We start from the raw sequence: 22,615 nt of genomic DNA, 5'->3' as shown, positions 1-22,615 counted from the left end.
GCGGCGGCGCCTCAACCGTTCAGGCCATGCCGCCGTTGACGCCGATCACCTGGCCGTTCACGTAGGCGGCGTCGTCGCTGCACAGGAACGCGACCACCGCCGCGACCTCCTCCGGCGTGCCGGCGCGCCCGGCGGGCACGACCTGCCGGATCATCTCCGGCGGGAACGCATCGGCGGCCATGCGCCCGGCGATGACGCCGGGCGCGACGACGTTCGCGGTGATGCCGCGCGTGGCCATCTCGCGCGCCAGCGACATCGTCGCGCCGTGCAGGCCGGCCTTGGCCGCGGCGTAGTTGGTCTGGCCGCGGTTGCCGGTGACCGCGGCGACGCTCGACACGCTCACCACGCGCCCCCAGCGCGTGCGCGCCATCGGCAGCAGCAGCGGCTGGGTCACGTGGAAGAACCCGTGCAGCGACACGTCGACGACGCGCTTCCACTGCGCGTCGCTCATGCCGGCCATCGGCGCGTCGTCGTGGACCCCGGCGTTGTTGACGACGACCTGGACCGGGCCGCGCTGCAGCAGCACATCGATCGCGGCGCGCGTCGCGTCGCCATCGGCGACGTCGAACGCGACCGCCTCGGCGCGGCCGCCGGCGGCGCCGATCGCATCGACGACCGCCTGCGCGCGGGCGAGGTTGCCGTTGGCGTGCACGATCACGTCGAAGCCGGCCGCGGCCAGGCGCGCGCAGATCGCGCCTCCGAGATCGCCGCTGCCGCCGGTGACGAGGGCGCGACGCGCGGTGGAGGGTGAAGTCATGCGTTCGATTCCGGAGGGGCGGTGTCGATGGACGACGCCGGCTGCAGCACGACCGCGGCGCGGCCCTCGGCCAGCAGCGTGCCGTCGTGGCGGATGGTGAAACGGTACTGCCAGCCGTCGCCGCCGGCGACCAGCACCTCGGCCTCGCACTCGAGCGCGCCGGGCAGGTCGTCGATGCGGGCGACGTGCAGTTCGACGCCGCGCAGCGCGACCAGTAGGCCGGGCCGCGCGCGGCCGCCGTGCGCACGCGCGATCACGCCGCCGTGCACGGCCATCGCCTGCGCGCCGTACTCGCACAGGTGCACCGCGTGCAGGCGCCCGCGTTCGCGCAGTGGTTGGTCGGCGTCGCGGTGGCGCCACGCGCGCAGGGCGATGCGCTGCGCGTCCCAGTCGACGACTTCGTCCCACAGGCACATGCCGCCGGCGTGCGGCACCAGCGCGGCGATCTCATCGCGGGTCAACGGATCAGCGGACGGCATCGGACGCCTCGGGCGCGGCCGGCACGCGCGTCACCAGCAGCGCCAGCATGAAGTTGAACAGCACGCCGAGCGCGACGGTCAGCCCGATCGCGCGCAGCACCGGGATGCTCGACGCCGCCAGCAGCGAGAACACCGCCAGCGTCGTCAGGCTGCAGACGATCACCGCGTGCAGCGTGCGGCGCTGCTCGTCGCGGCTGTCGCCGGCGTGGTCGAAGAACAGCGCGTAGTCGAGCCCGAGCCCGGCGGCGAGGATCAGCGCGACCAGGTGGAACAGGGTCAGCTCGACCCCGGCGCCGCGCAGCACGGCCAGGATCAGCACGGTCGTCAACGCCATCGGCGCGAGCACGCGCAGCACCCGGCGCGGCGCGCGCAGCGCGATCCACACCGTCGCCGCGAGCAGCACCGCGGCCAGCGCCAGCGCCCACAGCACGCGCTGCCGGTAGTCAGCGACCAGAGATTCGGAGGCCTGCTTGAGGTCGAGCAGCTGCGCGCCGGCCGCGCGCGCGGCGGCATCGACCGCGGCGACGTCGGCGATGCCGGTCAGCGACACCAGCGCGACCGCGCTGCCGTCGTCGCGCTGCACCAGCTGCCCGGCGAGCGCGGTCGCCAGCGGCGTGCCGGCGAGGTCGGCCGGGCGCAGCGGCGGCGCGCGGCGCGCGGCGTCGACGTCGGTAAGGAAGGGCGCGAACGCATCGGCAACGAATGGGCTCTCCGCGACCGCAGCGTCGAGCATCGCCTGCAGCGCCGCCGCGTCGGGCAGCGCGGCCTGGCGCGCGCGCTGGGTGGCGACGCTCGGCAGCACGCGCGCCGCCGACTCGTAGCCGGCGAGATCGCCGTTGCGCTGCAGGCGCTGCAGTGCCGGTTCGAACCGCTCCAGCGCCTGCAGCGCGCGCTCCGCGTCGGGTGCGTCGAGCGCGACGAGGTAGCGCACGTCCGGCGCGCCGAGCGCCGCGCGCAGCTCGGCGTCGCGCGCGAGCGCGTCGGCCGGCACCGGCGTCAGCTTGCCGAGGTCGTTCTGCCAGAACGCGCCGGGCGCGAGCGCGGTGATCGCGATGGCGACTGCGGCGACCGCCAGCAGCGCCGGCGCGCGCAGTCGCGGCAGCCGCGCCAGCAGCGCCCACGCGCGTGCGATGCGCGGCGAGTCGGCCGCGTCGCGCGGCGCCGGGTCGATCAGCGCCGGCAGCACGAAGCGCGTCCCCAGCGCGGCGGTCGCCAGCCCGACGATGGTGAACACCGCCAGCTGCTGCAGCCCGTCGACGCCGGACACCAGGAACGTCAGGTACGCGATGCACGTCGACGCCACGCCGGTGCCGAGCGTAGGCCACAGCCCGCGCGCGCTGGCCCACGGCGACAGCCCGGCGCGCTGGTGCGAGAACAGGTGGATCGGGTAGTCCTGCGCGACGCCGATCAGGGTGAAGCCGAACGCGACGGTGATGCCGTGCACGCCGTCGAACGCCAGCGCGACCGCGCCGAGCCCGGCGATGCCGGCGGTCGCCAGCGGCAGCGCGCCGAGCAGCGGCGCCTTCCAGCTGCGGTACGCGATCCACAGCAGCAGCGCGAAGATGAAGCCGTCTATCGTGCCGATCCAGCGCGCCTCGCGCGCGGTGCGGCCGCCGATCTCGACCGAGAACGCGCCGGGCCCGCTGAGCACGAGCGTCGCCGCGGCGTCGCCGCGCGCGGCGGCGAAGTCGGCGTGGATCGCATCGATCGCCGCCTGCTGGCCGGTCGGGTCGAAGCCGGCCGCGCGCGTCTCGATCATCAGCAGCGCGCGGCGGCCGGCGCGGTCGAACCACACGCCGTGCTGGCGCTGCGGCGCGTTGGCCGGCTGCCAGCGCTCGGCCAGCACCAGCGTTTCCAGGGTCGGGTCCGACGGCAGCAACGGCTCGACCATCGCGGCCGCGGGCGAACCGAGGTCCTGCACGCGCGCGGCGAGCGCGTCGTCGAGCGCGGCGCGGTCGAGCGGCGCGGCGTCGAACGACGGCGTCAGCAGGTAGCGGTACGGGCGCAGGCGCTCGGGAAACGCGTCGAGCCCGTCGTCGCCGCCGTTGGCGACGAAGCTGAGGACCGGCCGCGCCGCGAGCCGAGCGCGCAGCTCGGCCGACACGGCGGCGACGCGCTCGGCGTCGTCGCCGTCGATCGCCGCCAGCAGCAGGCGCGAGCCCGGGCCTTCGCCGAGTTCGTCGATCAGCAGCTTCTGCGCCGGCGTACGCGCGGCCGGCATGAAGCTGCGCAGGTCGCCGCTGAGCGCGAGCCGCTGGCCGAGCAGCACGCCGGCGACCAGCAGCGCCGCCAGCCACGCGAAGGCGAGCAGCAGGCGCGTGCGCGCGCTCCAGCCGCGCGACGCATGCTCGCCGGCCGCGGGACCGGTCCCGCCGTCAGCCACGCGCGACGCCGCGGCACAGCGCGGCCAGCGCCGGCGCGTCGGTCACGCCGCGGGCGTCGCGCGCCGCGCCGGCGAGCAGCGTGCGCTGGACCTCGGCCGGCTTGCGCCCGCGCGCGACTGCGGTGGTCTCGATGCAGCGCAGCTCGTCGGCGCGCCCGCGCAGCACGATCGACGCGACCTTGGCCGCGAGCGCCGCGTCGGTGGGGGTCAGCGTCAGCGTCCACTGCGCACGCGTGCCGTCGGCGGCGACGCGGTAGTGGCGCTCGAGTGCGGCGCGGTCGCCGGCCAGCAGCGCGCCGAAGCTCGCCTGCAGGCCGGCCAGCTCGGGCGCGCGCGACAGCGGGAAGCGCCGCGGCGACTTGCCGACGCGCGCGATCTCGGCCTCGCCGGCGCGGATCGTCGTGGTCTCGGCGTACGGCGCGTTGACCACGCGCACCAGCGTGTCGCCGTCGGGGCGGCGGTACTCACCCTCGATCCGCAGCGGCGTGCGCAGCAGCGCCGAGCCGCGCACCTCGACGAAGCCGGTGCGGGTCGGCGCCGGGCGCGCCAGCTGAGCCAGCACCCAGCCGGGCTCGGCCGGCGCCGCGGGCTCAGGCGGCGCGGCGATCGCGGCGGGCGAGAGGCACAGCGCCGCGAGCAGCGTCGCGTGTCGGATCGTTCGCATCGTCGGCCTGCCAGAAATCGAAGAAGTTGAACCAGTTGAACGGCGCGCTGCGCGCGTGGTGCTGCAGCCGCTGGGCGTAGGCCTGGACCAGTTCGTCCAGCGCCTGCGCACGGTTATGCCGGGCGATCTCGATCCCGGGGCTGAACAGCTCGAAGCGCAGGTCGTAGCGGTTGGCGCCGCGGTACAGCCCAAACGCGAGCACCACCGGCAGCTTCAGCGTCGCGGCGATCAGCCACGGCGCCACCGGAAACGGCGCCGGGCTGCCGAGGAACGGCGCCGGCAACGCGGGCTCGCCGGGGCGTGCGCGGTCGACCAGCAGCGCTACCAGCGCGCCGTCGTCGGCCGCCTGCTTGATCGCCAGCACGATCGACGGGCCGTCCTGGCCGGCGTCGATCACCGTCGCGGCCAGCTTCGGGTCGAGCGCGTCGAGCAGCTCGGTGATCGCCGGGTTGTGCGACTTGTCGAGGACGATGCGCACCTGCACGTCGGGGCGCTCGCGCGCGAGCACGCGCAGCGCGTCGAAGCTGCCCAGGTGCGAGCCGAACACCAGCACGCCGCGGCCGCGGTCGAGCTGCTCGTGCAGCACGTCGAGCCCCTCGGTTTTGATCGCGAAGCGCTCGAGCTGGCCGCTGAGCAGGAACACGCGGTCGAGGATCGTCGAGGCGAACGCGTGGATGTGGCGGGCGACGTCGAGCACGCCGGCGCGGCGGCCGAGCACGCGCGCCAGGTACGCGCGCGATGCGCGGCGCTCCGGCCCGCGCACCAGCAGGAAGTACGCGGTGATTGGCAGCAGCAGCGCGCGCGCGATCGCGCGGCCGCCGCGGCAGGCGATCGCGCGGATCAGGCCGATGGCGAAGCGCCCGCCGCCCTCGGGGCGCTGCTTCCAGTGCGAGTTCACGGTGCGGCCGTCGACGCGCACGCCAGTTCGCCACTGGCCAGCACGGTGTCGCCGCGCAGCACCCGGAACCGCCAGCGCGGTGCAGCTCCGTCGAGCACCTCGATCGCGACGTCGGCCACCTCGCCCGGCAGCAGCGGCTGCAGGAACTTCACCTGCGGCAGCCGCAGCGGCGCCGGCAGCGGGCCGTGCACCGCCTCGATCGCGTCGACCACCCGCTCCAGCACGACCACGCCGGGCACCAGCGGCCGGCCCGGGAAGTGGCCGGGCAGGCACGCGTGGTCGGGCGGGATCGTGAACGGCATGCGGGCGTGCGGCGCGGCGGCGATGGGACGCACAGGATACGGCAGCGGCCGCGACGGGCCGCGCGCGTCGCGCTCAACCGCGCAGGAAGTCGCGCCAGAACGCCGGCCCGAGCCGCGCCAGCTGGCGCACGAAGTCGGGGAAGCCGCGGTACGAGCGCTGCGGGAAGCGGCGGTGGCGGAACGCGAACTCGCCGACGAAGAACAGCGCGACCACGCCGTAGTTCACCAGGTTCGCCCACAGCGACCACTGGGTCTGCGCGATCGCCAGCACGCCGGGCGGGTGGCCGAGGCGCGCGAGCACGCCGCCGGGCACTGCGAGCAGCGCGAGCGTCGCGTTCGCCAGCGACACCAGCGCCAGCAGCCCGGCCCACGCGGCGGTGAGCCGACGCGTGTAGCGCAGCAGGTCCGGCGCGAGCCGATCGGCCGGCATCGCCTCGAGCGCGCAGACGATGCGGGTGATCAGAGCGCCGCGCGGCGAGCGCAGGCTGCGCCAGAACCACCACGCGACCAGCGCGGTGAACAGCACCGGCGGGGCGAGCAGCAGCAGCTGCGGGACCCCGGTCGGCGCCAGCGCCCACAGCGCGGCGGCACCGCCGGCCAGCGCCAGCCACGCGGCCGGCCGGCCGCGCGCGAGCGCGAGCAGCAGCACCACCAGCACGAGGTCGAGCAGCGCGACGCTGGCCGACGCGCCGTCGCCGCGGTGGCTCGCCCAGTGCGCCAGCAGCGGGTACGCCGCGGCCAACGCGATGCGCAGCAGGAGGATCACGGAAGCGCGGGCGGGAGGCGTCGCGCCGGGTCGCCCGGCGCGGCGCGGACGGTCAGCTGGCCCGGTGCTGCTCGACGTGCGCCGACAGCGCGCGCAGCGAGCCGAAGATGCGGCGGTTGTCGTCGCTGTCCGAGCGCAGCTGGAAGCCGTACTGCTTGGAAATCGCCAGCGCCAGCTCGAGCGCGTCGATCGAGTCCAGGCCGAGCCCGTCACCGAACAGCGGCGCCTCCGGATCGATCCCGGCCGGCTCGACGCCCTCGAGGTTCAGGCTTTCGACCAGCAGGGTCGCCAGTTCGCGTTCGGCATTGCTCTGTTCAGACATCGGGGCGGAGTTCCACGGCACGGGCAAGGGCGCCACGATCCGGCATCGCGCGCCGCCGCGCAACCGCGCCGCGCCCGGCGCGGCCGCCTCGCGCCGGAGCGCTCACGCCGCCGGGCTATCATTTCGCGATGACCCCGACCTTTTCCGCGACGCAGCGTCCGCGCGCCGTCGCCGCCCCCGTGCCGCCCGCGGCCGACGCCGTGGTGGCCGCCGTGGTGCCCGCCGCATGAGCGCCGTCAGCGTCCACCCGGCGCCGGCGCGGCTGGCGATGGGCTACGTCGACGCTGACCCGGCGCGCGTGCTCGCCGACGACCGCGTGCTCGCGGCGATCGGCTTCGGCGCCAGTGCGCCGGCCAGCGACGACCCGCGCTACGTGCGCGTCGCGCTCGAGCCGTACGGCCCGGCGCCGCTGGAGGTCTGGCGCAGCGCCGGGCCGGTCGCGCGCGGCCGCGACGCCGACGTCGCCTGGGCCTGCGACGGCGCGCTGATGTTCGGCGTGATCGAACTCGACGAGCCGACCGGCGGCACCACCGGCGACCGCGACAGCGACATCGAGGCCACCGCGGTGGCGAGCTACCAGCGACTGGTCGCCGCGCTCGATGCGCACGGCTACCCGCACCTGCTGCGGGTGTGGAACTACCTCGACGGGATCACCGTCGGCGACGGCGACGAGGAGCGCTACCGGCGCTTCTGCGTCGGCCGCGCGCGCGGGCTCGGCGAGGTCGACGTGCACCGGCTGCCGGCGGCGACCGCGATCGGCCGCGTGGACGGCGTGCGCCGGCTGCAGGTGTACTGGCTGGCCGCGCGCGAGCCGGGCACGCCGCTGGAGAACCCGCGCCAGGTCAGCGCCTACCGCTACCCGCGCCAGTACGGCCCGCAGCCGCCGAGCTTCGCCCGCGCGATGCTGCCGGCTTCGCCGGCGATGCCGCTGCTGCTGTCCGGCACCGCCGCGATCACCGGCCACGAATCGCGCCACGCCGGCTCGGTCTCCGCACAGTTCGACGAGACGTTCGCCAACCTCGACACGCTGGTCGCCGCCGCGCGCGCGCGCCGGCCCGGCCTGCCGGCGGCGTTCGGTGCCGGCTCGCCGATCAAGGCGTACGTGCGCGAGCGCGACGAACTGGCGACCGTGGCCGGGCTGCTCGAGCGGCGCCTGCCGGCCGACGTGCCGCGGCTGGTGCTGCACGCGGCGGTGTGCCGGCGCGAGCTGCGCCTGGAGGTCGACGGCGCCCACGGCTGAACGCCGGCGCGCTATCGTGGCCGCTGTCGAATCCGGAGGTCGTGCGCCATGGGACTGCTGAGCCTGCTGTGGGGCATCGTCGCGATGCTGTGGATGGTGCTGGCGCTGATCCCGCTGCTCGGCGCGATGAACTGGCTGGTGATTCCGTTCGCGTCGATCGGCGCGATCCTGGCCGCGATCGCGATCGCCTTCACCCGCCCGGAGAGCCGCGGCCGCGCGAAGGCCGGGCTGGTCCTCAACGGCATCGTGATCCTGGTCGGCATCGCCCGGCTCAGCCTCGGCGGCGGCATCGTCTGATCGGCGCGCGCGCCCGCCACCGCTGAGCCGCAAAAGAAAACGGGCGCCGGCAATGCCGGCGCCCGTTTCGTTTGTCGCACCGCCGGCGGCGATTACTTGAAGCGCTTCGCCGCGCAGCTGGCGATGCGGCCGCCCTGGTTGCCCTCGAGCAGGCCCGCGGCGTCCAGCCGGTCCTTGTAGCCGGTGATGCACGCCTGGTAGGCGCTCTTGTCGGCCGTCGTCGCCTGGCACAGGCGGTCGTAGGCCTGCACGCTGGCGCCGACGATTGCGCCACCGGCCTCCACCAGTGGCACGCCGGTGTCGCACTGGCCGATCTTCGCGTTGCCGCCGATCAGCGTCCAACCCTCGTCCTGGAACAGCGCCGGGGTCAGGTCGATGTCGAGGTTGGCGGCGAGCGAGCGGGTGATCGCCGGCTCCATCAGCAGGTTCGGGTTCGCCGAGGTGTCGTAGTGCGAGAACGACGAGCCCGGCTGCACCGGGTTCGGCGCATACAGGCGGGCGAAACCGGCCGCGTCGGCGCCGGCGCGCACGCCCGGGATCGGCGCGAGCGCGACGTTCACGCCCGGCAGGCCGGCCTTGATCGTGTTGCCGTCCGCCAGCGACACCATCAGCGCCGGGATCGTGGCCGCGACGGTGGCGTCGTCGCCCATGCTGATCGTGCCGGCGGCGTTGTTGGCCACGATCACTCCGATGGCCCCGGCGTTCTCGGCGTTCTTGACCTTGATCTCGAACGCGCAGGTGCCGCGGTCGACGATCGCGATCTGGCCGGCATAGGCGCCGGCCGGCGACGCCGCGCAGCCCAGCGACGGCGACGCGCTGCCGTCATTGACCTGCACCACCGACCCGCTGAAGTTCGCGCCGGTGGCTTCCGGACCGAACTGCGCGGTGCCGTAGTCGAAGTTGCCGGTGGCGTTGCCGCTGGCACGCACGGCGATCTTCTCGCCGAGCACCAGCGGCACCTGCGCGGTCACGGTCGGGCCGCGGAACACGACGTTGCCGCCGATCGTGGCCAGGCGCCGGCCGGTGTTGTCGAGCTCGTACCAGCCCTTGCCGGTGTTGTTGTCGAACGCGAACTGCGAATACACGTCCGGGAAGCCCGCCAGCGGCGCGCCGGTGCTGACGTTGCCGAAGCCGGAGAAGCCCAGGCCGTGGGCGATCTCGTGCATGACCACGTTCAGGAAGTTGGTCAGCCCGGCCGGGGTGTTGCCGTCGAGGCCGTAGTACCAGCCCGCGCCCGGCGCGCACGGCGTCCCGTCCGGGTTGGTGTTGCCGTACGACGCGTTGAAGCGGCTGACCACGTCGACGCCGGTGCCGTTCTGCAGGTCGCTGCCGACCAGCGCGTCGGCCAGGGCGCCGTGGTACAGCGTCGGCGGCGCCGAACCGCCGCTGAGGATGTAGATCACGCCCGCACCGGCCGAACCGAGCACGGTGCCGGTGGCGTCGCAGCGCAGCGGCGCGAAGCTGGCCTGGACGCGGATCTCCGCCGGGCTGTCGAGCACCGAGCCCCACAGGTCGGCGGCGAACTGGTACGCGATGCGGCGCTGTTCGCCGACCGTCGTGCCCGGGTTGCCACCGGCCGGCGCGGCCGGGGTCATGTCGTTGAGGCCCTGGCCCGCCGGATCGGCGTTGACCGGGATGATCGTGGCGGCCGACGCGGCGCCCGACAGGGCGAGGGCGGCGGCGCAGGCGAGCGCCGAACGGCGCAGGGTCGACTTATTCACCGGCCACCTCCTGCTTCGGGGCGACGTGCACGTGCGCATCGGCGGCATCGAGGTCGACGTGGCCCACGGCGACGCTGCCGTCGGCGCGGCGGACCGCGGCGAGGTTGACGATGCGGTCTTCCGGCAGCTGCATCTCGACGATGTCGGCGCTGATCACGCGGCGCTCGGCGAGCGCTTCGCGCTCGGTCTGCGGCAGCACGACGGGCTTGGCGCGCGACGCGGCGTCGCCGCGGACGAACGACGAGGCGAGCTTGCCCTTGCCCGGATGGACCTCGGGCGGCGCGGCGAAGGCGGTGGACGCGAGCGCGACCGATACGGCGGCCGCGAGGGCCGCGGTGCGCAGATGACTGATGGGTGACATGGAGCCTCCAGGTGGAAGGCGCGCAGGCGAAACGCCGGCGCGTCGGGAAGACAACGACATCCACGGGGCCTGGCGGCCACCGCGGCGTCGTCGATTTGGGTGTCCCCCCGTCCGGGACGCGTCCATATGCGCCCGCCCGGCGCGCGGGCGCAAGTGCAGCGCTGCAGGCCTTGTGCGACGCGGGTCCGCGCATCGCTGCGACGCAGCATCGCGGCGCACCGGGCCGGCGCCGCGCGGGCCGCGTCGTAGAATGCGCGGCATGAGCAGCTTCCCCCACGTCCGCCCGCGGCGCATGCGCCGCGACGAGTTCTCGCGCCGGCTGATGCGCGAGACGGTCCTGACCGCCGACGACCTGATCTACCCGGTGTTCGTGCACGAGCCGGACGGCCGCGCGCCGATCGCGTCGATGCCCGGCATCGAGCGGGTGTCGGTCGACGAGCTGCTGCGCGTGGCCGAGGCCGCGTGCGAACTGCGCGTGCCGGCGCTGGCGCTGTTCCCGGTCACCGCGCCGGAAGCCAAGTCGCTCGATGCGGTCGCCGCCTGGGACGACGACGGCCTGTGCCAGCGCGCGGTGCGCGCGCTGAAGGCGCGCTTCCCGGAGCTGGGCGTCATCACCGACGTCGCGCTCGACCCCTACACCAGCCACGGCCAGGACGGCCTCGTCGACGAGCGCGGCTACGTGGTCAACGACGAAACCGTCGAAGCGCTGGTCAAGCAGGCGCTGAGCCACGCGCGCGCCGGCGCCGACGTGGTCGCGCCGAGCGACATGATGGACGGCCGCGTCGGCGCGATCCGCGCCGCGCTCGAGGCCGACGGCCACGTGCACACCCGCATCCTCGCCTACAGCGCCAAGTACGCCAGCGCGTTCTACGGACCGTTCCGCGACGCGGTCGGCTCGGCGGCCGCGCTCGGCAAGGGCAACAAATGCACCTACCAGATGGACCCGGCGAACTCCGACGAGGCCCTGCACGAAGTCGCGCAGGACCTGGCCGAGGGCGCCGACATGGTGATGGTCAAGCCGGGCCTGCCGTACCTGGACATCGTGCGCCGGGTGAAGGACGAATTCGGCGTGCCGACGTTCGTCTACCAGGTCAGCGGCGAGTACGCGATGTTGAAAGCCGCGGCGATGAACGGCTGGCTCGACGAGCGCGGCTGCGCGCTTGAGGCGCTGACCAGCATCAAGCGCGCCGGCGCCGACGGCGTGCTGACGTACTTCGCGCTCGACGCGGCGCGCTGGCTGCGCGAGTCGCGCTGACGGCCGATGCGGCGACCCGCACGGACGCGTCGCGCATGAAAAAGCCCGGTCGCGAGACCGGGCTTTTTCGTGTCCGCGGGGGACGCGGGCGCGTTACCAGACGACCTCGGCCATCGAGCAGTTCAGCCCCGAGCCGATGCCGAGCAGCGCGACCCGGTCGCCCTTCTTCAGCCGGCCCATCTCGCGCAGCTTGCTCAGCACGATCGGCACCGACGCCGGGCCGATGTTGCCGTGCTCGGCAAAGATCGTCAGGACTTTCTTCGGGTCGATGCCCATCGCCTTGGTGAACGCGGCGGTGTGGACCTTGCTGACCTGGTGGATGACGAACTCGTCGAGCTCCTCGGCGACCCAGCCGAGCTTCTGCTTGGCGACCTGGAAGGTCTTGGTCGCCAGCTTGATGCCCTCGATCAGCAGCAGCCGGGTGTCGGTGACCATGCCGTCGAGGTTGCCGCGGCACAGCTTGTTCCACTCGGTCGCCGCGCGCGTCACGCCGCCCTTGTAGCGCGGCGCGCCCGGGGCCAGCTCGCTGCGCGCCAGCACCATCGCCGCCGCGCCGGAGCCCAGCGTCAGCGTCGCCAGCTCGTTGCGGAAGTCGACTTCGCTGACGTCGGCGCGGGTGATGCGCTCGATGGTCTTCTCGTAGGCCAGGTCGGCGGTCTCGCCGTCGACGACCAGCGCGTAGTCGATCTCGCCGCGCTCGATCATCCGGCTGGCGATGTCCATGCCGTTGATGAAGGCCAGGCACGCGTTGGCGACGTCGAAGTTCTGGCAGGTGTCGGGCAGGCCGAGGTTGCCGCTGACGATCGACGCGGTCGACGGCTCGAGGTAGTCGCGGCTGACCGAGGTGTTGACCAGCAGGCCGACGCGCTCGGGCTCGATGCCGGCGTCGGCCAGCGCCTTGACCGCGGCCAGCGTGGCCGCGTCCGATGCCTGCATCGGGCCGTCCCACAGGCGCCGGGCGTGGATGCCCGCGATGTCGCCGAGCACGTCCGTCCGGATGCCGAGGCGATCCAGGGTCGGCTTGAGCCGGGCGTTGATCTCGTCGGAGCCCAGCCGACGCGGGGCGTCGATGTGGGCCAGGCCGGCGATGGCGACGTGTTGGAACAGCATGGGCATGACCCGGAATCGAAAGAACACGCAAGGTTAACGTGTCGTCGGGCAGGGCGCACGCCGGGGTATGGTCCGCGCCGCGCCGCGCGGGCCGGGGTTCAGGCCGGCGGAGAGTGCCGTTCAGTTTCGACGCGAGGCCGTTCGGCGGCGTCGCCGCCGCCGCTCAGCCGCCGAGCGGGTGGGTCCGCGCCGACGACGGCGGCGCGGACGGCGCGCGCGGCGCGGTCGCGGCCGTGCCGTCGCAGCGGTACGCGGCGAAGCGCTGCTCGCCGTCGCGCGGCTCGGCCAGCGGCTGGACGGTGTCGGCCTGCAGGCCCGGGCCCTCGTTGCGCGCCAGCGTTTCCAGCTCCTCGCGCACGCGCAGGTCGTTGCGCTCGTAGAAGCCCAACCGGTCCTTGACCGACACCGCGATCTCGCCGCGGCGCACGCAGCCGGCCGGCGCCGCGCCCGGTGCGAGCACCCGCACCGACGACGCGCCGGGGGCCATGTGCACCCACGTGCAGCCGCCGGACAGCAGCGACAGGGCGAGGACGGTCGGGACGGCAATGCGCATCGGGCACCTCGGTTGGTGGCGCGCCTGGGAAGGTCCGGGCGGCGGATGGAACGACGGCGGGCCGCAGGGGCCCGCCGCCGTCGGCAGCGCTGGATTGTCACCGCCGCGGGCCGCCGCCGCTTGAACCGGCGATGACCCGGGCCGGCGCCCGCCGCGGGGCCGCCGTTACTTGCCGGCGGCGGGCTTCGCCTCGGCTGCCGCTGCGGCTGCCGCCGTGCGCCCCGTGACCGGGCGGCCGTCGTTGTCGATCACCTGCACCGTGCCGAGGTCCAGCGCGCGCACCGGCTGCTCGATCTTGGCCAGGTCGCCGACGATCACCCAGGTCAGCGCCTTCGGGTCGATCGCCTTCGCCGCGGCCTGCGCCAGCGCCGGGGTCATCGCCTCGTTACGCGCCTGGTAGCGGACGATGTAGTCGTCCGGCCGGCCGTAGCGCAGGTTGCTGCTGATCTGCCCGAGCACTGCGCTGGCGGTCTCGAACGCGCCCGGCAGGCTGCGGGTGTTGCTGGCGCGGATCTTGGCGACCTCGTCGGCGGAGATTGCGCGGGTGCCGTCGGTGAACGCGGTGATCTCGCGGCGCAGCTCGGCTGCCGATTCGGCGGTCTTGTCGCTCTGCACCGCCGCCGACGCGATCCACGGGCGCTGGCCCAGCGTGTTGGTCGCGCTGCTGTACGAGCCGTAGGCCCAGCTCTTGTCCTCGCGCAGGTTCATGTTGAGCCGCGACGAGAACTCGCCGCCGAGCACGCCGTTGGCGAAGTCGAAGTCGATCGTCGACGCGTCGCCGGTCGGCGCCACCACCTGGCTGACGTAGATGTTCGACTGGATCGCGCCGGGCTGGTCGACCAGGAACACGCGCGACGCGTTCGGGCGGGCGACGGCCGGCACCGCGCGCACCGCCGGCGCGCCGGGCGCGCTCTTCCAGTCGCCGAAGCGCTGCTCGAGCATCGGCACGATCTCGGCCAGCGTGGTCGCGCCGGTCACCACCAGCCGCGCGCGCTCGGGCTGCAGCCAGTCGCGGTGGAACGCGACCAGGTCGTCGCGGGTCAGCGACGCGATCGACGCCTCGGTGCCGCTGCCGGTGAACGGGATCGCGTACGGGTGGCCCTCGCCGTACAGCAGCGGCGGCAGCACGCGCAGCGCCGCCGTCTGCGGACGCGCCTTCTCCTGCTTGATGCCGGCCAGCCACGTCGCGCGCACGCGCTCGAGCTCGGCGGCGTCGAAGCGCGGGCGGCGCAGCACGTCGGCGTACAGGTCCAGCGATTCGGCCAGCTTGTCCTTCAGCGCCGACAGCCCGACCGACGCGCTGTCCAGCCCCGCGCTCGCACCGATGTTGGCGCCGAGCGCCTCCTGCCGCGACGCCAGCTGCAGCGCGCCGTACTCGCCGGCCCCCTCGTCGAGCATCGACATCGCGAAGCTGGCGGTGCCGAGCTTGCGGCCGACGTCGGCGCTGTAGCCGCCGGGGAACTCCATCGACATCTGCACCACCGGCACCTCCGGGCGCTCGGCCAGCACGACCTGCATGCCGTTGGACAGCGTCGCGCGCTGCAGCGCCGGGAACGTCAGGTCGGGGAAGCGTTCGGTCGTCGGCGGGCCGGCGCTGCGGTCGACGTCGGACGCGACCGTGGTGAACTTCGGGTCCGGCGCCGGCAGCGCGGCCGGGGCCTTGGCCGGCGCGGCGCTGGCCGCCTCCGGCAGCGACGAGGCCGGGGTCTGGCTCGGCTCGACGACGATCGTGTGCGAGCCGGCGCCGAGCCACTTGCGGCCGGCGTCGCGCACCTGCGCGGGGGTCGCGGCCATCAGCACCGCGAGGTCGTCGCGGTAGCAGTCGGGCTTGCCGGCGTAGACCGCGCACTCGGCCAGCACGTCGGACTTGCCGCCGAAGCCGCCGATGCGCTCGATGCCGCGCACGAACTCGGCGCGGATCGCGGTCTTGGCCTGCTCGAGCTCGGCCGCGGTCGGGCCGTCCTTCAGCAGCCGCGCCAGCTCCTCGCCGACGATCGCCTCGACCTTGGCGGTGTCGGCCGGGTTCTTGATCGTCGTGGTGATGAAGAACGTGCCGCTGATCTCGCTGTTCCAGTACGAGGTGCCGACGTTGTCGGCGAGCTTGTCGCCGTGCACCAGTCGGGTGTCCAGCCGCGACGCCGCGCTGCCGCCGAGCACCTGGCTCAGCAGCGTCAGCAGGTTGCCGTCGCGGCTGCCGTTCTCGGCCACCGGCCAGGCGCGGTAGATGCGCACCTGCGGCACGCGATCGGGGATCGTCTCGCGCGTGTCGGCCGCGCGCTTGGGGATATTGGTCGGCATGTCGGCCAGCGTCGCGCTGGCCGGGATGTCACCGAAGTAGCGCATGACCTTCTGCTTCGCGGTCGCCACGTCGATGTCGCCGGCCAGCACCAGCACCGCGTTGTTCGGCCCGTACCAGCTCTTGAACCAGGTCTTGACGTCGTCGAGCGAGGCCGCGTCGAGGTCGGCCATCGAGCCGATCGTCTGCCAGCGGTACGGGTGGCCCTCGGGGTACAGCGCCTCGAACATGCGCGCGGTGATGCGGCGCCCGTACGGCTGGTTCTCGCCCTGGCGCTTCTCGTTCTGCACGACGCCGCGCTGCTCGTCGAGCGCGGCCTGGTCGATCGCGCCGAGCAGGTGGCCCATGCGGTCGGATTCCATGAACAGCGCCATGTCCAGCGCGGTGGTCGGCACGTTCTGGAAGTAGTTGGTGCGGTCCTGGTTGGTCGTGCCGTTCTGGTCAGTCGCGCCGACCAGTTCGAACGGCGCGAAGAACTCGCCGTCGTGGTTCTCGCTGCCCTGGAACATCAGGTGCTCGAACAGGTGCGCGAAGCCGGTGCGGCCCCGCTGCTCGTTCTTGCTGCCGACGTGGTACCAGACGTTGACCGCGACGATCGGCGCCTTGCGGTCGGTGTGCACGATCACGCGCAGGCCGTTGGGCAGGGTGAACTGCTCGTACGGGATCTCGATGGCAGCGGCCGGCGCGGCGGCAAACGCCGGCGACGGGGCCAGCGCGACGGTGCCGAGCGCGGCGGCGAGCGCCAGGGCGAGGCTGCCGCGCATCAGCGCGCGGGGACGGATCGGTGCAGGCATGGCGACTCCAGACGAACGAGGACGAACGAGCCCGGGCGGTGCCGCGGGCGAAGCCCGCATCGTAGCGGCGGCCCGCGGGCCGGGCACTAGGCCATCAGTCCCCCCGCGCGGTGTGCATCCGCTGCGCGCGAGGCCCCGTAGCTGGGCATGGTTCCCGTTGGCGAGGTTCGCGTGCGCCCCTCGGTTCTGCTGTTGGTCGCCCTCGCGGGCGCGAGCGGTCCCGTCCTAGCCGATCTGCGCTTCGTCGAGGGCGAAGCACGCGACCTCGCCAGCGGGCAACTCCTCTACCGCGAACAGCACTGGATCCGCAGCGACGGCGCCGCGCCGCTCGAGCGGCTGGTGCTGTACCGCTGTCCGTCCGGCATCGCGTTCGCGCGCAAGCGCGTCGACTACCGGCGCTCGCGTACCGCGCCTGAGTTCAGCTTCGAGGACGTGCGCAGCGACTACCGCGAGGGCCTGCGCCGCAGCGGCGCGTCCGCGTCGGTGTACAGCGGCGCCAAGACCGCCGCGCTGCCGGCGCCGACCGGCACGCTGGTCGCCGATGCCGGCTTCGACGAATTCCTGCGCGCGCGCTGGGACGCGCTGGCCGCCGGGCGGCCGCAGCCGCTGTCGTTCGTGGTGCCGGCGTTCGGCCGCGCGCTCGGCTTCCAGGTGCGCAGCGCCGGCCGCGCGCGGCTCGGCGACACGCCGGTCGAAACGTTCCGGCTCAAGCTCGACGGCCTGCTCGGCGCGGTGGCGCCGAGCCTCGACGTCGCCTACGACGCGCGCGACCGCAGCCTGCGCCGCTTCAGCGGCGTCACCAACGTGCGCGACGACCGCGGCCGCCAGGTCAAGGCGCGGATCGACTTCGCCGACCCGGCGCGCGCGGTCGCGCCGGCCGCGCTGCAGGCCGCCGGCGCCGAGCCGCTGGCGCGCTGCACGCTGGGGTCGTAGCGCGCAGCGGAAACGCCGCCCACACCGCGGCGTCGCGGCGCCCGGCCTACAGTGGCCGCCTCCGCCCCGCGGGAGCCCGCCATGACCGTCCGTCCCCACGCGCGCTGCGTCGTCACCGGCGCCAACCGCGGCCTCGGCCTGGCCTTCACCCGGGCGCTGCTGGCGCGCGGCGGCCACGTGCTGGCGACGTGCCGCCACCCGGGCCGGGCCGGGGAGCTCAACCGCCTCGCCGGCGAGCACCCCGGCCGCCTGCACGTGCTGCCGCTCGACGTCGCCGCGCCGAAGTCGATCGCCGAGCTCGCGCGCGAGCTGCCGCTGGTGCTCGACGGCATCGACCTGCTGGTCAACAACGCCGGCGTGCTGCATGCGGGCGAACGCTTCGGCCACGTCGCCGCCGAGCACCTCGACGACAGCCTGCGCACCAACGCCAGCGGTCCGTTCCTGGTGACGCAGGCGCTCGCCGCGCAGCTGGCCGACGGCGCGACCGTGGCCAACGTGTCGTCGCGGCTGGGCTCGATCGCCGCGGTCGAGGCGTTCCGCACGCCGAGCTACGCGATCGCCAAGGCCGCGCAGAACATGACGACCGCGCTGCTGGCCCGCGCGCTGGCCGAGCGCGGCATCGTCGTGCTGGCGCTGCACCCGGGCTGGGTGCGCACCGACATGGGCGGGGCCGGCGCCGAGGTGCCGGCCGACGAGGCCGCGGCCGGGCTGCTGGCGGTGATCGACGCGGCGACGCCGGCCGACAGCGGCCGCTTCGTCGACTGGCAGGGCCGGCCGGTGCCGTGGTGAGCGGGCCGGCTACGATGCGCGGATGTTCGACGTCGTCCTGTTCCAGCCCGAGATCCCGCCCAACACCGGCAACGTGATCCGGCTGTGCGCCAACACCGGCGCGCGGCTGCACCTGGTCGCGCCGCTCGGGTTCACGCTCGAGGACCGCCAGCTCAAGCGCGCCGGCCTCGACTACCACGAGTACGCGACGCTCCGGGTGCACGACTCGCTCGACGCGGCGCTGGCGGCGATCGCGGCGGCCAACGGCGTCGCCCCGCGCGTGTTCGCGCTGAGCACGCGCGGGCGGGTGCGCTTCGACACGCCGGCCTACCGCGCCGGCGACGTGTTCCTGTTCGGCCCGGAGACGCGCGGCCTGCCCGGCGAGGTGCTCGACGCGCTGCCCGAGGCCCAGCGCCTGCGCCTGCCGATGCGCCCGGACAACCGCAGCCTGAACCTGTCGAACGCGGTCGCGGTGGTCGTGTTCGAGGCCTGGCGCCAGCACGGCTACGCCGGCGGCGGCTGAGCCCGGCGACCGCGTCGATGGGGTGCGCGACCCCATCGCATGCGGTCGACGACCCCGTCGAGGCAGTCCGCCACCCCATCGCATGGGGTCGACGACCCCATCGAGGCGGTCCGCCACCCCATCGCATCGGGTCCACGACCCCATCGAGGCAGTCCGGCACCCCATCGCATGGGGTCGATGACCCCATCGAGGCAGTCCGCGACCCCATCGCATGGGGTCGATGACCCCGTCGAGGCCGTTCGCGTCCCCGTCGACGCCGCCCGGACGCCGCGTCCGGCGGACGCGTCCGCGGCCGGGCCGGACACCGCGTCCGCCCCTGTAAATCCAGCAGGATCAATGCGTTACCGGTTGGCACGACTCGTGCTTTGACCTGTGTAACACCGGGCTGCGGCCCGCACACACGACACAGGACCCCGATGAGCATTCGCGACACCTCCGGACAGGACCGCCCGATGGCCTCGGCCCCCGCCGACGCGCGCCGCCGCACCCGCCGCCAGCGCGTGCTCGCCGGCGCCGGCGTCGGCGCGGTGCTGCTGGTCGGAGCGTGGCTGTTCAGCGGCTGGAGCGCCGGCGCCCGCTCGTTCGACGCCGGCCGCGTGCGCATCGCCGAGGTCACCCGCGGCGACCTGGTCCGCGACATCTCGGCCGAGGGCCGGGTGATCGCCGCCAACAACCCGACCCTGTACGCGATCGCCGCCGGCACCGTGACCCTGAAGGTCGTCGCCGGCGACGCGGTCAAGCGCGGCGACGCGCTGGCCGAGATCGACAGCCCCGAGCTGCGCAGCGCGCTCGCGCAGGAGCAGGCGACGCTGGCCAGCCTCGAGGCCGAGGCCGGCCGCGCGGTGCTCGACGCGCAGATGACCCGCTCCAACGCGCGCAAGTCGCTCGACCAGGCGGTGATCGACCGCGAGGCCGCCGAGCGCGACCTCGAGCGCAACCGCCGTGCGTTCGAGGGCGGCGCGGTCGCGCAGATCGATGTCGCCCGCGCGCAGGACGCGCTGAAGAAGGCCGAGTACGCGCTCGGCCACGCGCGCACCGAGTTCGGCCTCGAGGGCCGCGGCGCCGGCCTCGACCTGCGCAACAAGCGCTTGGTCGCCGACCGCCAGCGCGCGGTCGTCGCCGAGCTGCAGCGCCAGGTCGACGCGCTGACCCTGCGCGCGCCGTTCGACGGCCAGGTCGGCCAGGTGTTCGCCGCGCAGCGCGCCAACCTCGCGGCCAACGCGCCGGTGCTCAGCGTCGTCGACCTGGGCGTGTTCGAGGTCGAGATCCAGGTGCCGGAGAGCTTCGCCCGCGAGCTGGCGATCGGCATGCCGGCGCAGCTGACCGGCAACGCCGGCACGTTCGAGGCCGCGCTGTCGTCGATCTCGCCCGAGGTCGTCAACGGCGAAGTGCGCGGCCGCCTGCGCTTCACCGGCGCGCAGCCGCGCGGCCTGCGCCAGAACCAGCGCATGAGCGCGCGGATCCTGCTGGACACGCGCCGCAACGTGCTGATGGTCGAGCGCGGCCCGTTCGTCGAGCTCGGCGGCGGCAATAGCGCGTACGTCATGGACGGCAGCACCGCGATCAAGCGCCCGATCCGCACCGGCGCGACCAGCCTCAACGCCGTCGAACTGCTCGACGGCGTCCAACCCGGCGACCGCATCGTGGTCGCCGGCAGCGACCAGTTCGGCGACGCCGCGCAGGTCCGCATCTCGGGAGAATGAAATGAGCACGTCGATCCCCACCGTCACTGCCTTCCCCGCCGACGCGACCGCCGGCTTCCCGTTCGCACCGGGCTGGAACGCCCGCGACCTGGCCGACGCCGTGCCGCTGCGGCTGTTCGAGCTGATCGACTTCGACGCCCTGCGCGAGGTCGACGCCGCCTGCGCCAACCACCCGGCCCCGCGCCGGCGCGGCTGGCTCGGCGGCTACCGCGCCAACGCCGCGCTGCCGGCGCAGCTGCGCGTGCGCGGCTGAGCCACCGCCTTCCCGGCGCCGCCACCCCCCACGGCGGCGCTACTCCCGCTTTCGCTTCTTCCCGCTTTCGTCCTGCCCCGCCGACCCCTTTCCGGAGCCCCGCCATGCTGCACATGCAAGCCGTTTCCAAGGTCTACCGCACCGAACTGGTCGAGACGCACGCGCTGCGCTCGCTGGACCTGCACGTGCGCGAGGGCGAGTTCGTCGCCGTCACCGGCCCGTCGGGCTCGGGCAAGACCACGTTCCTCAACATCGCCGGCCTGCTCGAGGACTTCACCGGTGGCGTCTACAAGCTCGACGGCGAGGACGTGCGCGGCCTGTCCGACGATGCGCGCAGCAAGCTGCGCAACCGCAAGATCGGCTTCATCTTCCAGAGCTTCAACCTGATCCCCGACCTCAACCTGTTCGACAACGTCGACGTGCCGCTGCGTTACCGCGGCATGAGCGCGGCCGACCGCCGCGCGCGCATCGAGAAGGCGCTGTCGCAGGTCGGGCTGGGCTCGCGCATGAAGCACTTCCCGGCGGAACTGTCCGGCGGCCAGCAGCAGCGCGCCGCGATCGCCCGCGCGCTGGCCGGCACCCCGCGGCTGCTGCTGGCGGACGAACCGACCGGCAACCTCGACTCGCAGATGGCGCGCGGGGTGATGGAGCTGCTCGAGGAGATCAACGCCGCCGGCACGACGATCGTGATGGTCACCCACGACCCCGAGCTGGCCGCGCGCGCGCAGCGCAACGTGCACATCGTCGACGGCATGGCCGCCGACCTGGCGCTCGAGCCGAGCCTGCTGCGCGCCCGCGATGCCGCGTCGCAGCCCGCCGCCGCCCCGTCCATCGCCTCGGCCTGAGCCGAGCCGCACCCGCCCCCGGAGGCTCCCGATGTTCGGCTACTACTTCCAGCTCGCCGTGCGCAGCTTCAAGCGCAACCGCGCGCTCACCGCGCTGATGGTGCTCGCGATCGCGCTGGGCATCGGCGCGTCGATGACGACGCTGACGGTGTTCCACGTGCTGTCCGGCGACCCGATCCCGAGCAAGAGCGACGTGCTGTTCTACCCGCGGCTGGAGCCGCGCTCGATGGAGGGGTTCACGCCGGGCGACGACCCGGAGCAGCAGATGACCCGCTTCGACGCCGAGGCGCTGCTGCGCGAGAAGCGCGGCGACCGCCAGGCGCTGATGACCGGCGGCGGGCTGATCGTGCAGCCGCCGGCCAACGGCAAGGCCGCGGCCGGCGACCCGTTCATGGCCGAGTCGCGCTACACCACCGCCGACTTCTTCCCGATGTTCGACGTGCCGTTCGCCCACGGCGGCGGCTGGCAGGCCAGCGACGACGCGGCGCGCGCGCGCGTGGCGGTGATCTCCAAGGAGCTCAACCAGCGCCTGTTCGGCGGCGCCAACAGCGTCGGCCGCGAGCTGACGCTGGAGCAGACCACGTTCCGCATCATCGGCGTGCTCGACCACTGGCGGCCGGCGCCGAAGTTCTTCGACATGACCAACGACCGCTTCAGCGCGATCGAGCAGGTCTACGTGCCGTTCTGGACGTCGCGCGAGCTCAACCTCGGCACCCGCGGCAACATGAACTGCTGGGGCGACACCGGCGCCGACGAAGAGGGCACGCGCGGCATCAACGCGCCGTGCGCGTGGCTGCAGTACTGGGTCGAGCTCGGCTCGCCGGCCAAGGTCGCCGCATACCGCGCGTACCTGGAGAACTACTCCGACCAGCAGCGCGCCGCCGGCCGCTACGAGCGCCCGACCAACGTGCGCCTGCACAGCGTCATGGAGTGGCTCGACGAGATGAACGCCGTGCCCGGCGACGTGCGCCTGCAGGTGTGGCTGGCGTTCGGCTTCCTGCTGGTGTGCCTGCTCAACACCGTCGGCCTGCTGCTGGCGAAGTTCCTCGGCCGCGCTTCGCACATCGGCGTGCGCCGCGCGCTCGGCGCGACCCGCCGGTCGATCTTCGCCCAGTGCCTGGTCGAGGCCGGCACGGTCGGCCTGGCCGGCGGCATCCTCGGCCTCGGGCTGGCGTGGCTCGGCCTGTGGGCGGTGCGCCAGCAGCCGGCCGGCTACGCCGAGCTGGCCCAGCTCGACGGCCGGATGCTGCTGACCACGTTCGTGCTGGCGATCGTCGCCAGCCTGCTCGCGGGCCTGCTGCCGGCGTGGCGCGCGTGCCTGGTGTCGCCGGCCATGCAGCTCAAGACCCAGTAGCGCCGGCCCGGCGCACCCGACCCCACCGCACGCCCGAC

At 74.1% G+C, this 22,615-nt stretch carries 22 protein-coding genes and 1 pseudogene; 10 read left to right on the top strand and 13 right to left on the bottom strand.

Annotation, left to right across the window (positions count from 1 at the left end; genetic code table 11):
* Window positions 1–19: 19 nt before the first annotated feature.
* The 8 genes from fabG to D3A60_RS01545 form a co-directional block, all read right to left on the bottom strand.
* Window positions 20–757, bottom strand: coding sequence for a 3-oxoacyl-ACP reductase FabG (fabG, locus tag D3A60_RS01580; protein ID WP_119716960.1), 738 nt, complete (start codon window positions 755–757; stop codon window positions 20–22).
* Complete coding sequence (locus tag D3A60_RS01575) at window positions 754–1,236, bottom strand: hotdog family protein (RefSeq protein WP_119716959.1); 483 nt, start codon at window positions 1,234–1,236, stop codon at window positions 754–756. Before D3A60_RS01575 ends, fabG begins: the two co-directional genes overlap by 4 nt.
* The gene (locus D3A60_RS01570; protein WP_119716958.1) at window positions 1,223–3,619 is read right to left on the bottom strand and encodes an MMPL family transporter; all 2,397 of its coding nucleotides are present in this window, start codon (window positions 3,617–3,619) and stop codon (window positions 1,223–1,225) included. Before D3A60_RS01570 ends, D3A60_RS01575 begins: the two co-directional genes overlap by 14 nt.
* Window positions 3,612–4,283, bottom strand: coding sequence for a LolA-related protein (locus D3A60_RS01565; RefSeq protein WP_119716957.1), 672 nt, complete (start codon window positions 4,281–4,283; stop codon window positions 3,612–3,614). Before D3A60_RS01565 ends, D3A60_RS01570 begins: the two co-directional genes overlap by 8 nt.
* Entirely contained in the window at window positions 4,210–5,181 is a 972-nt protein-coding gene (locus D3A60_RS01560; RefSeq protein ID WP_119717492.1) for an LpxL/LpxP family acyltransferase, read from the bottom strand. Before D3A60_RS01560 ends, D3A60_RS01565 begins: the two co-directional genes overlap by 74 nt.
* The gene (locus D3A60_RS01555; protein WP_119716956.1) at window positions 5,178–5,483 is read right to left on the bottom strand and encodes an ApeI family dehydratase; all 306 of its coding nucleotides are present in this window, start codon (window positions 5,481–5,483) and stop codon (window positions 5,178–5,180) included. Before D3A60_RS01555 ends, D3A60_RS01560 begins: the two co-directional genes overlap by 4 nt.
* Before the next feature lie 73 nt (window positions 5,484–5,556).
* Complete coding sequence (locus tag D3A60_RS01550; protein ID WP_119716955.1) at window positions 5,557–6,249, bottom strand: COG4648 family protein; 693 nt, start codon at window positions 6,247–6,249, stop codon at window positions 5,557–5,559.
* A 52-nt stretch (window positions 6,250–6,301) separates the two neighbouring features.
* Window positions 6,302–6,571, bottom strand: coding sequence for a phosphopantetheine-binding protein (locus D3A60_RS01545; protein ID WP_119716954.1), 270 nt, complete (start codon window positions 6,569–6,571; stop codon window positions 6,302–6,304).
* 226 nt (window positions 6,572–6,797) lie between these two features.
* Between D3A60_RS01545 and D3A60_RS01540 the strand changes: the two genes are divergently transcribed.
* Both D3A60_RS01540 and D3A60_RS01535 read left to right on the top strand, forming a co-directional pair.
* On the top strand, window positions 6,798–7,811 hold the full coding sequence (locus D3A60_RS01540; RefSeq protein ID WP_119716953.1) for a chorismate transformation FkbO/Hyg5 family protein: 1,014 nt from the start codon (window positions 6,798–6,800) through the stop codon (window positions 7,809–7,811).
* Window positions 7,812–7,859: 48 nt separating this feature from the next.
* Window positions 7,860–8,108 carry a hypothetical protein gene (locus D3A60_RS01535; RefSeq protein ID WP_119716952.1) on the top strand — a complete coding sequence of 83 codons (249 nt, stop codon included), beginning with the start codon at window positions 7,860–7,862 and terminating at the stop codon, window positions 8,106–8,108.
* Window positions 8,109–8,200: 92 nt separating this feature from the next.
* On the opposite strand, the gene D3A60_RS01530 is transcribed toward D3A60_RS01535, so the two are convergent.
* Together D3A60_RS01530 and D3A60_RS14425 are read right to left on the bottom strand one after the other, a co-directional pair.
* Window positions 8,201–9,829 (bottom strand): PA domain-containing protein, encoded by a 1,629-nt coding sequence (locus D3A60_RS01530; protein WP_157981368.1) that lies wholly within the window; start codon window positions 9,827–9,829, stop codon window positions 8,201–8,203.
* A complete protein-coding gene (locus D3A60_RS14425) occupies window positions 9,822–10,190 on the bottom strand; it encodes a hypothetical protein (protein ID WP_157981367.1) in 369 nt (122 codons plus the stop codon). The genes D3A60_RS01530 and D3A60_RS14425 overlap by 8 nt, the downstream gene beginning before the upstream one ends.
* 259 nt (window positions 10,191–10,449) lie before the next feature.
* Here D3A60_RS14425 and hemB point away from each other — a divergent pair, with 259 nt between their 5' ends.
* On the top strand, window positions 10,450–11,445 hold the full coding sequence (gene hemB, locus D3A60_RS01520; RefSeq protein ID WP_119716949.1) for a porphobilinogen synthase: 996 nt from the start codon (window positions 10,450–10,452) through the stop codon (window positions 11,443–11,445).
* A gap of 93 nt (window positions 11,446–11,538) precedes the next feature.
* Here the strand turns inward: hemB and D3A60_RS01515 are convergent, their stop codons facing one another.
* From D3A60_RS01515 to D3A60_RS01505, 3 genes and pseudogenes are all read right to left on the bottom strand, one after another.
* Window positions 11,539–12,555 (bottom strand): 3-oxoacyl-ACP synthase III, encoded by a 1,017-nt coding sequence (locus D3A60_RS01515; RefSeq protein ID WP_119716948.1) that lies wholly within the window; start codon window positions 12,553–12,555, stop codon window positions 11,539–11,541.
* Window positions 12,556–12,796: 241 nt separating this feature from the next.
* A pseudogene (locus D3A60_RS01510) lies at window positions 12,797–13,108 on the bottom strand (DUF4156 domain-containing protein); the annotation flags it as partial.
* 165 nt (window positions 13,109–13,273) lie between these two features.
* Window positions 13,274–16,198 (bottom strand): M16 family metallopeptidase, encoded by a 2,925-nt coding sequence (locus D3A60_RS01505; RefSeq protein WP_119716946.1) that lies wholly within the window; start codon window positions 16,196–16,198, stop codon window positions 13,274–13,276.
* Window positions 16,199–16,369: 171 nt separating this feature from the next.
* On the opposite strand from D3A60_RS01505, the gene D3A60_RS01500 reads away from it, so the two are divergent.
* The 7 genes from D3A60_RS01500 to D3A60_RS01470 all read left to right on the top strand — a co-directional run bounded on the left by D3A60_RS01500 (window position 16,370) and on the right by D3A60_RS01470 (window position 22,577).
* A complete protein-coding gene (locus D3A60_RS01500; protein ID WP_157981366.1) occupies window positions 16,370–17,131 on the top strand; it encodes a hypothetical protein in 762 nt (253 codons plus the stop codon).
* 81 nt (window positions 17,132–17,212) lie between these two features.
* Window positions 17,213–17,920, top strand: coding sequence for an SDR family oxidoreductase (locus tag D3A60_RS01495; RefSeq protein ID WP_119716944.1), 708 nt, complete (start codon window positions 17,213–17,215; stop codon window positions 17,918–17,920).
* Between the two features lie 22 nt (window positions 17,921–17,942).
* Entirely contained in the window at window positions 17,943–18,422 is a 480-nt protein-coding gene (locus D3A60_RS01490) for a tRNA (cytidine(34)-2'-O)-methyltransferase (RefSeq protein ID WP_119716943.1), read from the top strand.
* A gap of 416 nt (window positions 18,423–18,838) precedes the next feature.
* Window positions 18,839–20,125: an efflux RND transporter periplasmic adaptor subunit gene (locus D3A60_RS01485; RefSeq protein ID WP_119716942.1), complete on the top strand. Its 1,287-nt coding sequence runs from the start codon at window positions 18,839–18,841 to the stop codon at window positions 20,123–20,125.
* A 1-nt stretch (window position 20,126) separates the two neighbouring features.
* Window positions 20,127–20,378 (top strand): hypothetical protein, encoded by a 252-nt coding sequence (locus D3A60_RS01480; protein WP_119716941.1) that lies wholly within the window; start codon window positions 20,127–20,129, stop codon window positions 20,376–20,378.
* Window positions 20,379–20,482: 104 nt separating this feature from the next.
* Window positions 20,483–21,223: an ABC transporter ATP-binding protein gene (locus D3A60_RS01475; protein WP_119716940.1), complete on the top strand. Its 741-nt coding sequence runs from the start codon at window positions 20,483–20,485 to the stop codon at window positions 21,221–21,223.
* Window positions 21,224–21,254: 31 nt separating this feature from the next.
* Window positions 21,255–22,577, top strand: a complete 1,323-nt coding sequence (locus D3A60_RS01470) for an ABC transporter permease (RefSeq protein WP_119716939.1) — start codon at window positions 21,255–21,257, stop codon at window positions 22,575–22,577.
* Window positions 22,578–22,615: the final 38 nt, after the last annotated feature.

This window comes from Cognatilysobacter tabacisoli, assembly GCF_003586305.1.
Classification (GTDB): domain Bacteria; phylum Pseudomonadota; class Gammaproteobacteria; order Xanthomonadales; family Xanthomonadaceae; genus Cognatilysobacter_A; species Cognatilysobacter_A tabacisoli.
The sequence above is the reverse complement of the archived record's forward strand: the minus strand, read 5'-3'. Positions and strand labels throughout refer to the sequence as shown.

Excerpts from the sequence above, each read along its gene's own strand:
- fabG (WP_119716960.1), bottom strand. The coding sequence starts at position 757 with ATGACTTCACCCTCCACCGCGCGTCGCGCCCTCGTCACCGGCGGCAGC.
- D3A60_RS01575 (WP_119716959.1), bottom strand. The coding sequence starts at position 1,236 with ATGCCGTCCGCTGATCCGTTGACCCGCGATGAGATCGCCGCGCTGGTG.
- D3A60_RS01565 (WP_119716957.1), bottom strand. The coding sequence starts at position 4,283 with ATGCGAACGATCCGACACGCGACGCTGCTCGCGGCGCTGTGCCTCTCG.
- D3A60_RS01555 (WP_119716956.1), bottom strand. The coding sequence starts at position 5,483 with ATGCCGTTCACGATCCCGCCCGACCACGCGTGCCTGCCCGGCCACTTC.
- D3A60_RS01545 (WP_119716954.1), bottom strand. The coding sequence starts at position 6,571 with ATGTCTGAACAGAGCAATGCCGAACGCGAACTGGCGACCCTGCTGGTC.
- D3A60_RS01540 (WP_119716953.1), top strand. The coding sequence starts at position 6,798 with ATGAGCGCCGTCAGCGTCCACCCGGCGCCGGCGCGGCTGGCGATGGGC.
- D3A60_RS01535 (WP_119716952.1), top strand. The coding sequence starts at position 7,860 with ATGGGACTGCTGAGCCTGCTGTGGGGCATCGTCGCGATGCTGTGGATG.
- D3A60_RS14425 (WP_157981367.1), bottom strand. The coding sequence starts at position 10,190 with ATGTCACCCATCAGTCATCTGCGCACCGCGGCCCTCGCGGCCGCCGTA.
- hemB (WP_119716949.1), top strand. The coding sequence starts at position 10,450 with ATGAGCAGCTTCCCCCACGTCCGCCCGCGGCGCATGCGCCGCGACGAG.
- D3A60_RS01515 (WP_119716948.1), bottom strand. The coding sequence starts at position 12,555 with ATGCTGTTCCAACACGTCGCCATCGCCGGCCTGGCCCACATCGACGCC.
- D3A60_RS01505 (WP_119716946.1), bottom strand. The coding sequence starts at position 16,198 with ATGCCTGCACCGATCCGTCCCCGCGCGCTGATGCGCGGCAGCCTCGCC.
- D3A60_RS01495 (WP_119716944.1), top strand. The coding sequence starts at position 17,213 with ATGACCGTCCGTCCCCACGCGCGCTGCGTCGTCACCGGCGCCAACCGC.
- D3A60_RS01490 (WP_119716943.1), top strand. The coding sequence starts at position 17,943 with ATGTTCGACGTCGTCCTGTTCCAGCCCGAGATCCCGCCCAACACCGGC.
- D3A60_RS01485 (WP_119716942.1), top strand. The coding sequence starts at position 18,839 with ATGAGCATTCGCGACACCTCCGGACAGGACCGCCCGATGGCCTCGGCC.
- D3A60_RS01480 (WP_119716941.1), top strand. The coding sequence starts at position 20,127 with ATGAGCACGTCGATCCCCACCGTCACTGCCTTCCCCGCCGACGCGACC.
- D3A60_RS01475 (WP_119716940.1), top strand. The coding sequence starts at position 20,483 with ATGCTGCACATGCAAGCCGTTTCCAAGGTCTACCGCACCGAACTGGTC.
- D3A60_RS01470 (WP_119716939.1), top strand. The coding sequence starts at position 21,255 with ATGTTCGGCTACTACTTCCAGCTCGCCGTGCGCAGCTTCAAGCGCAAC.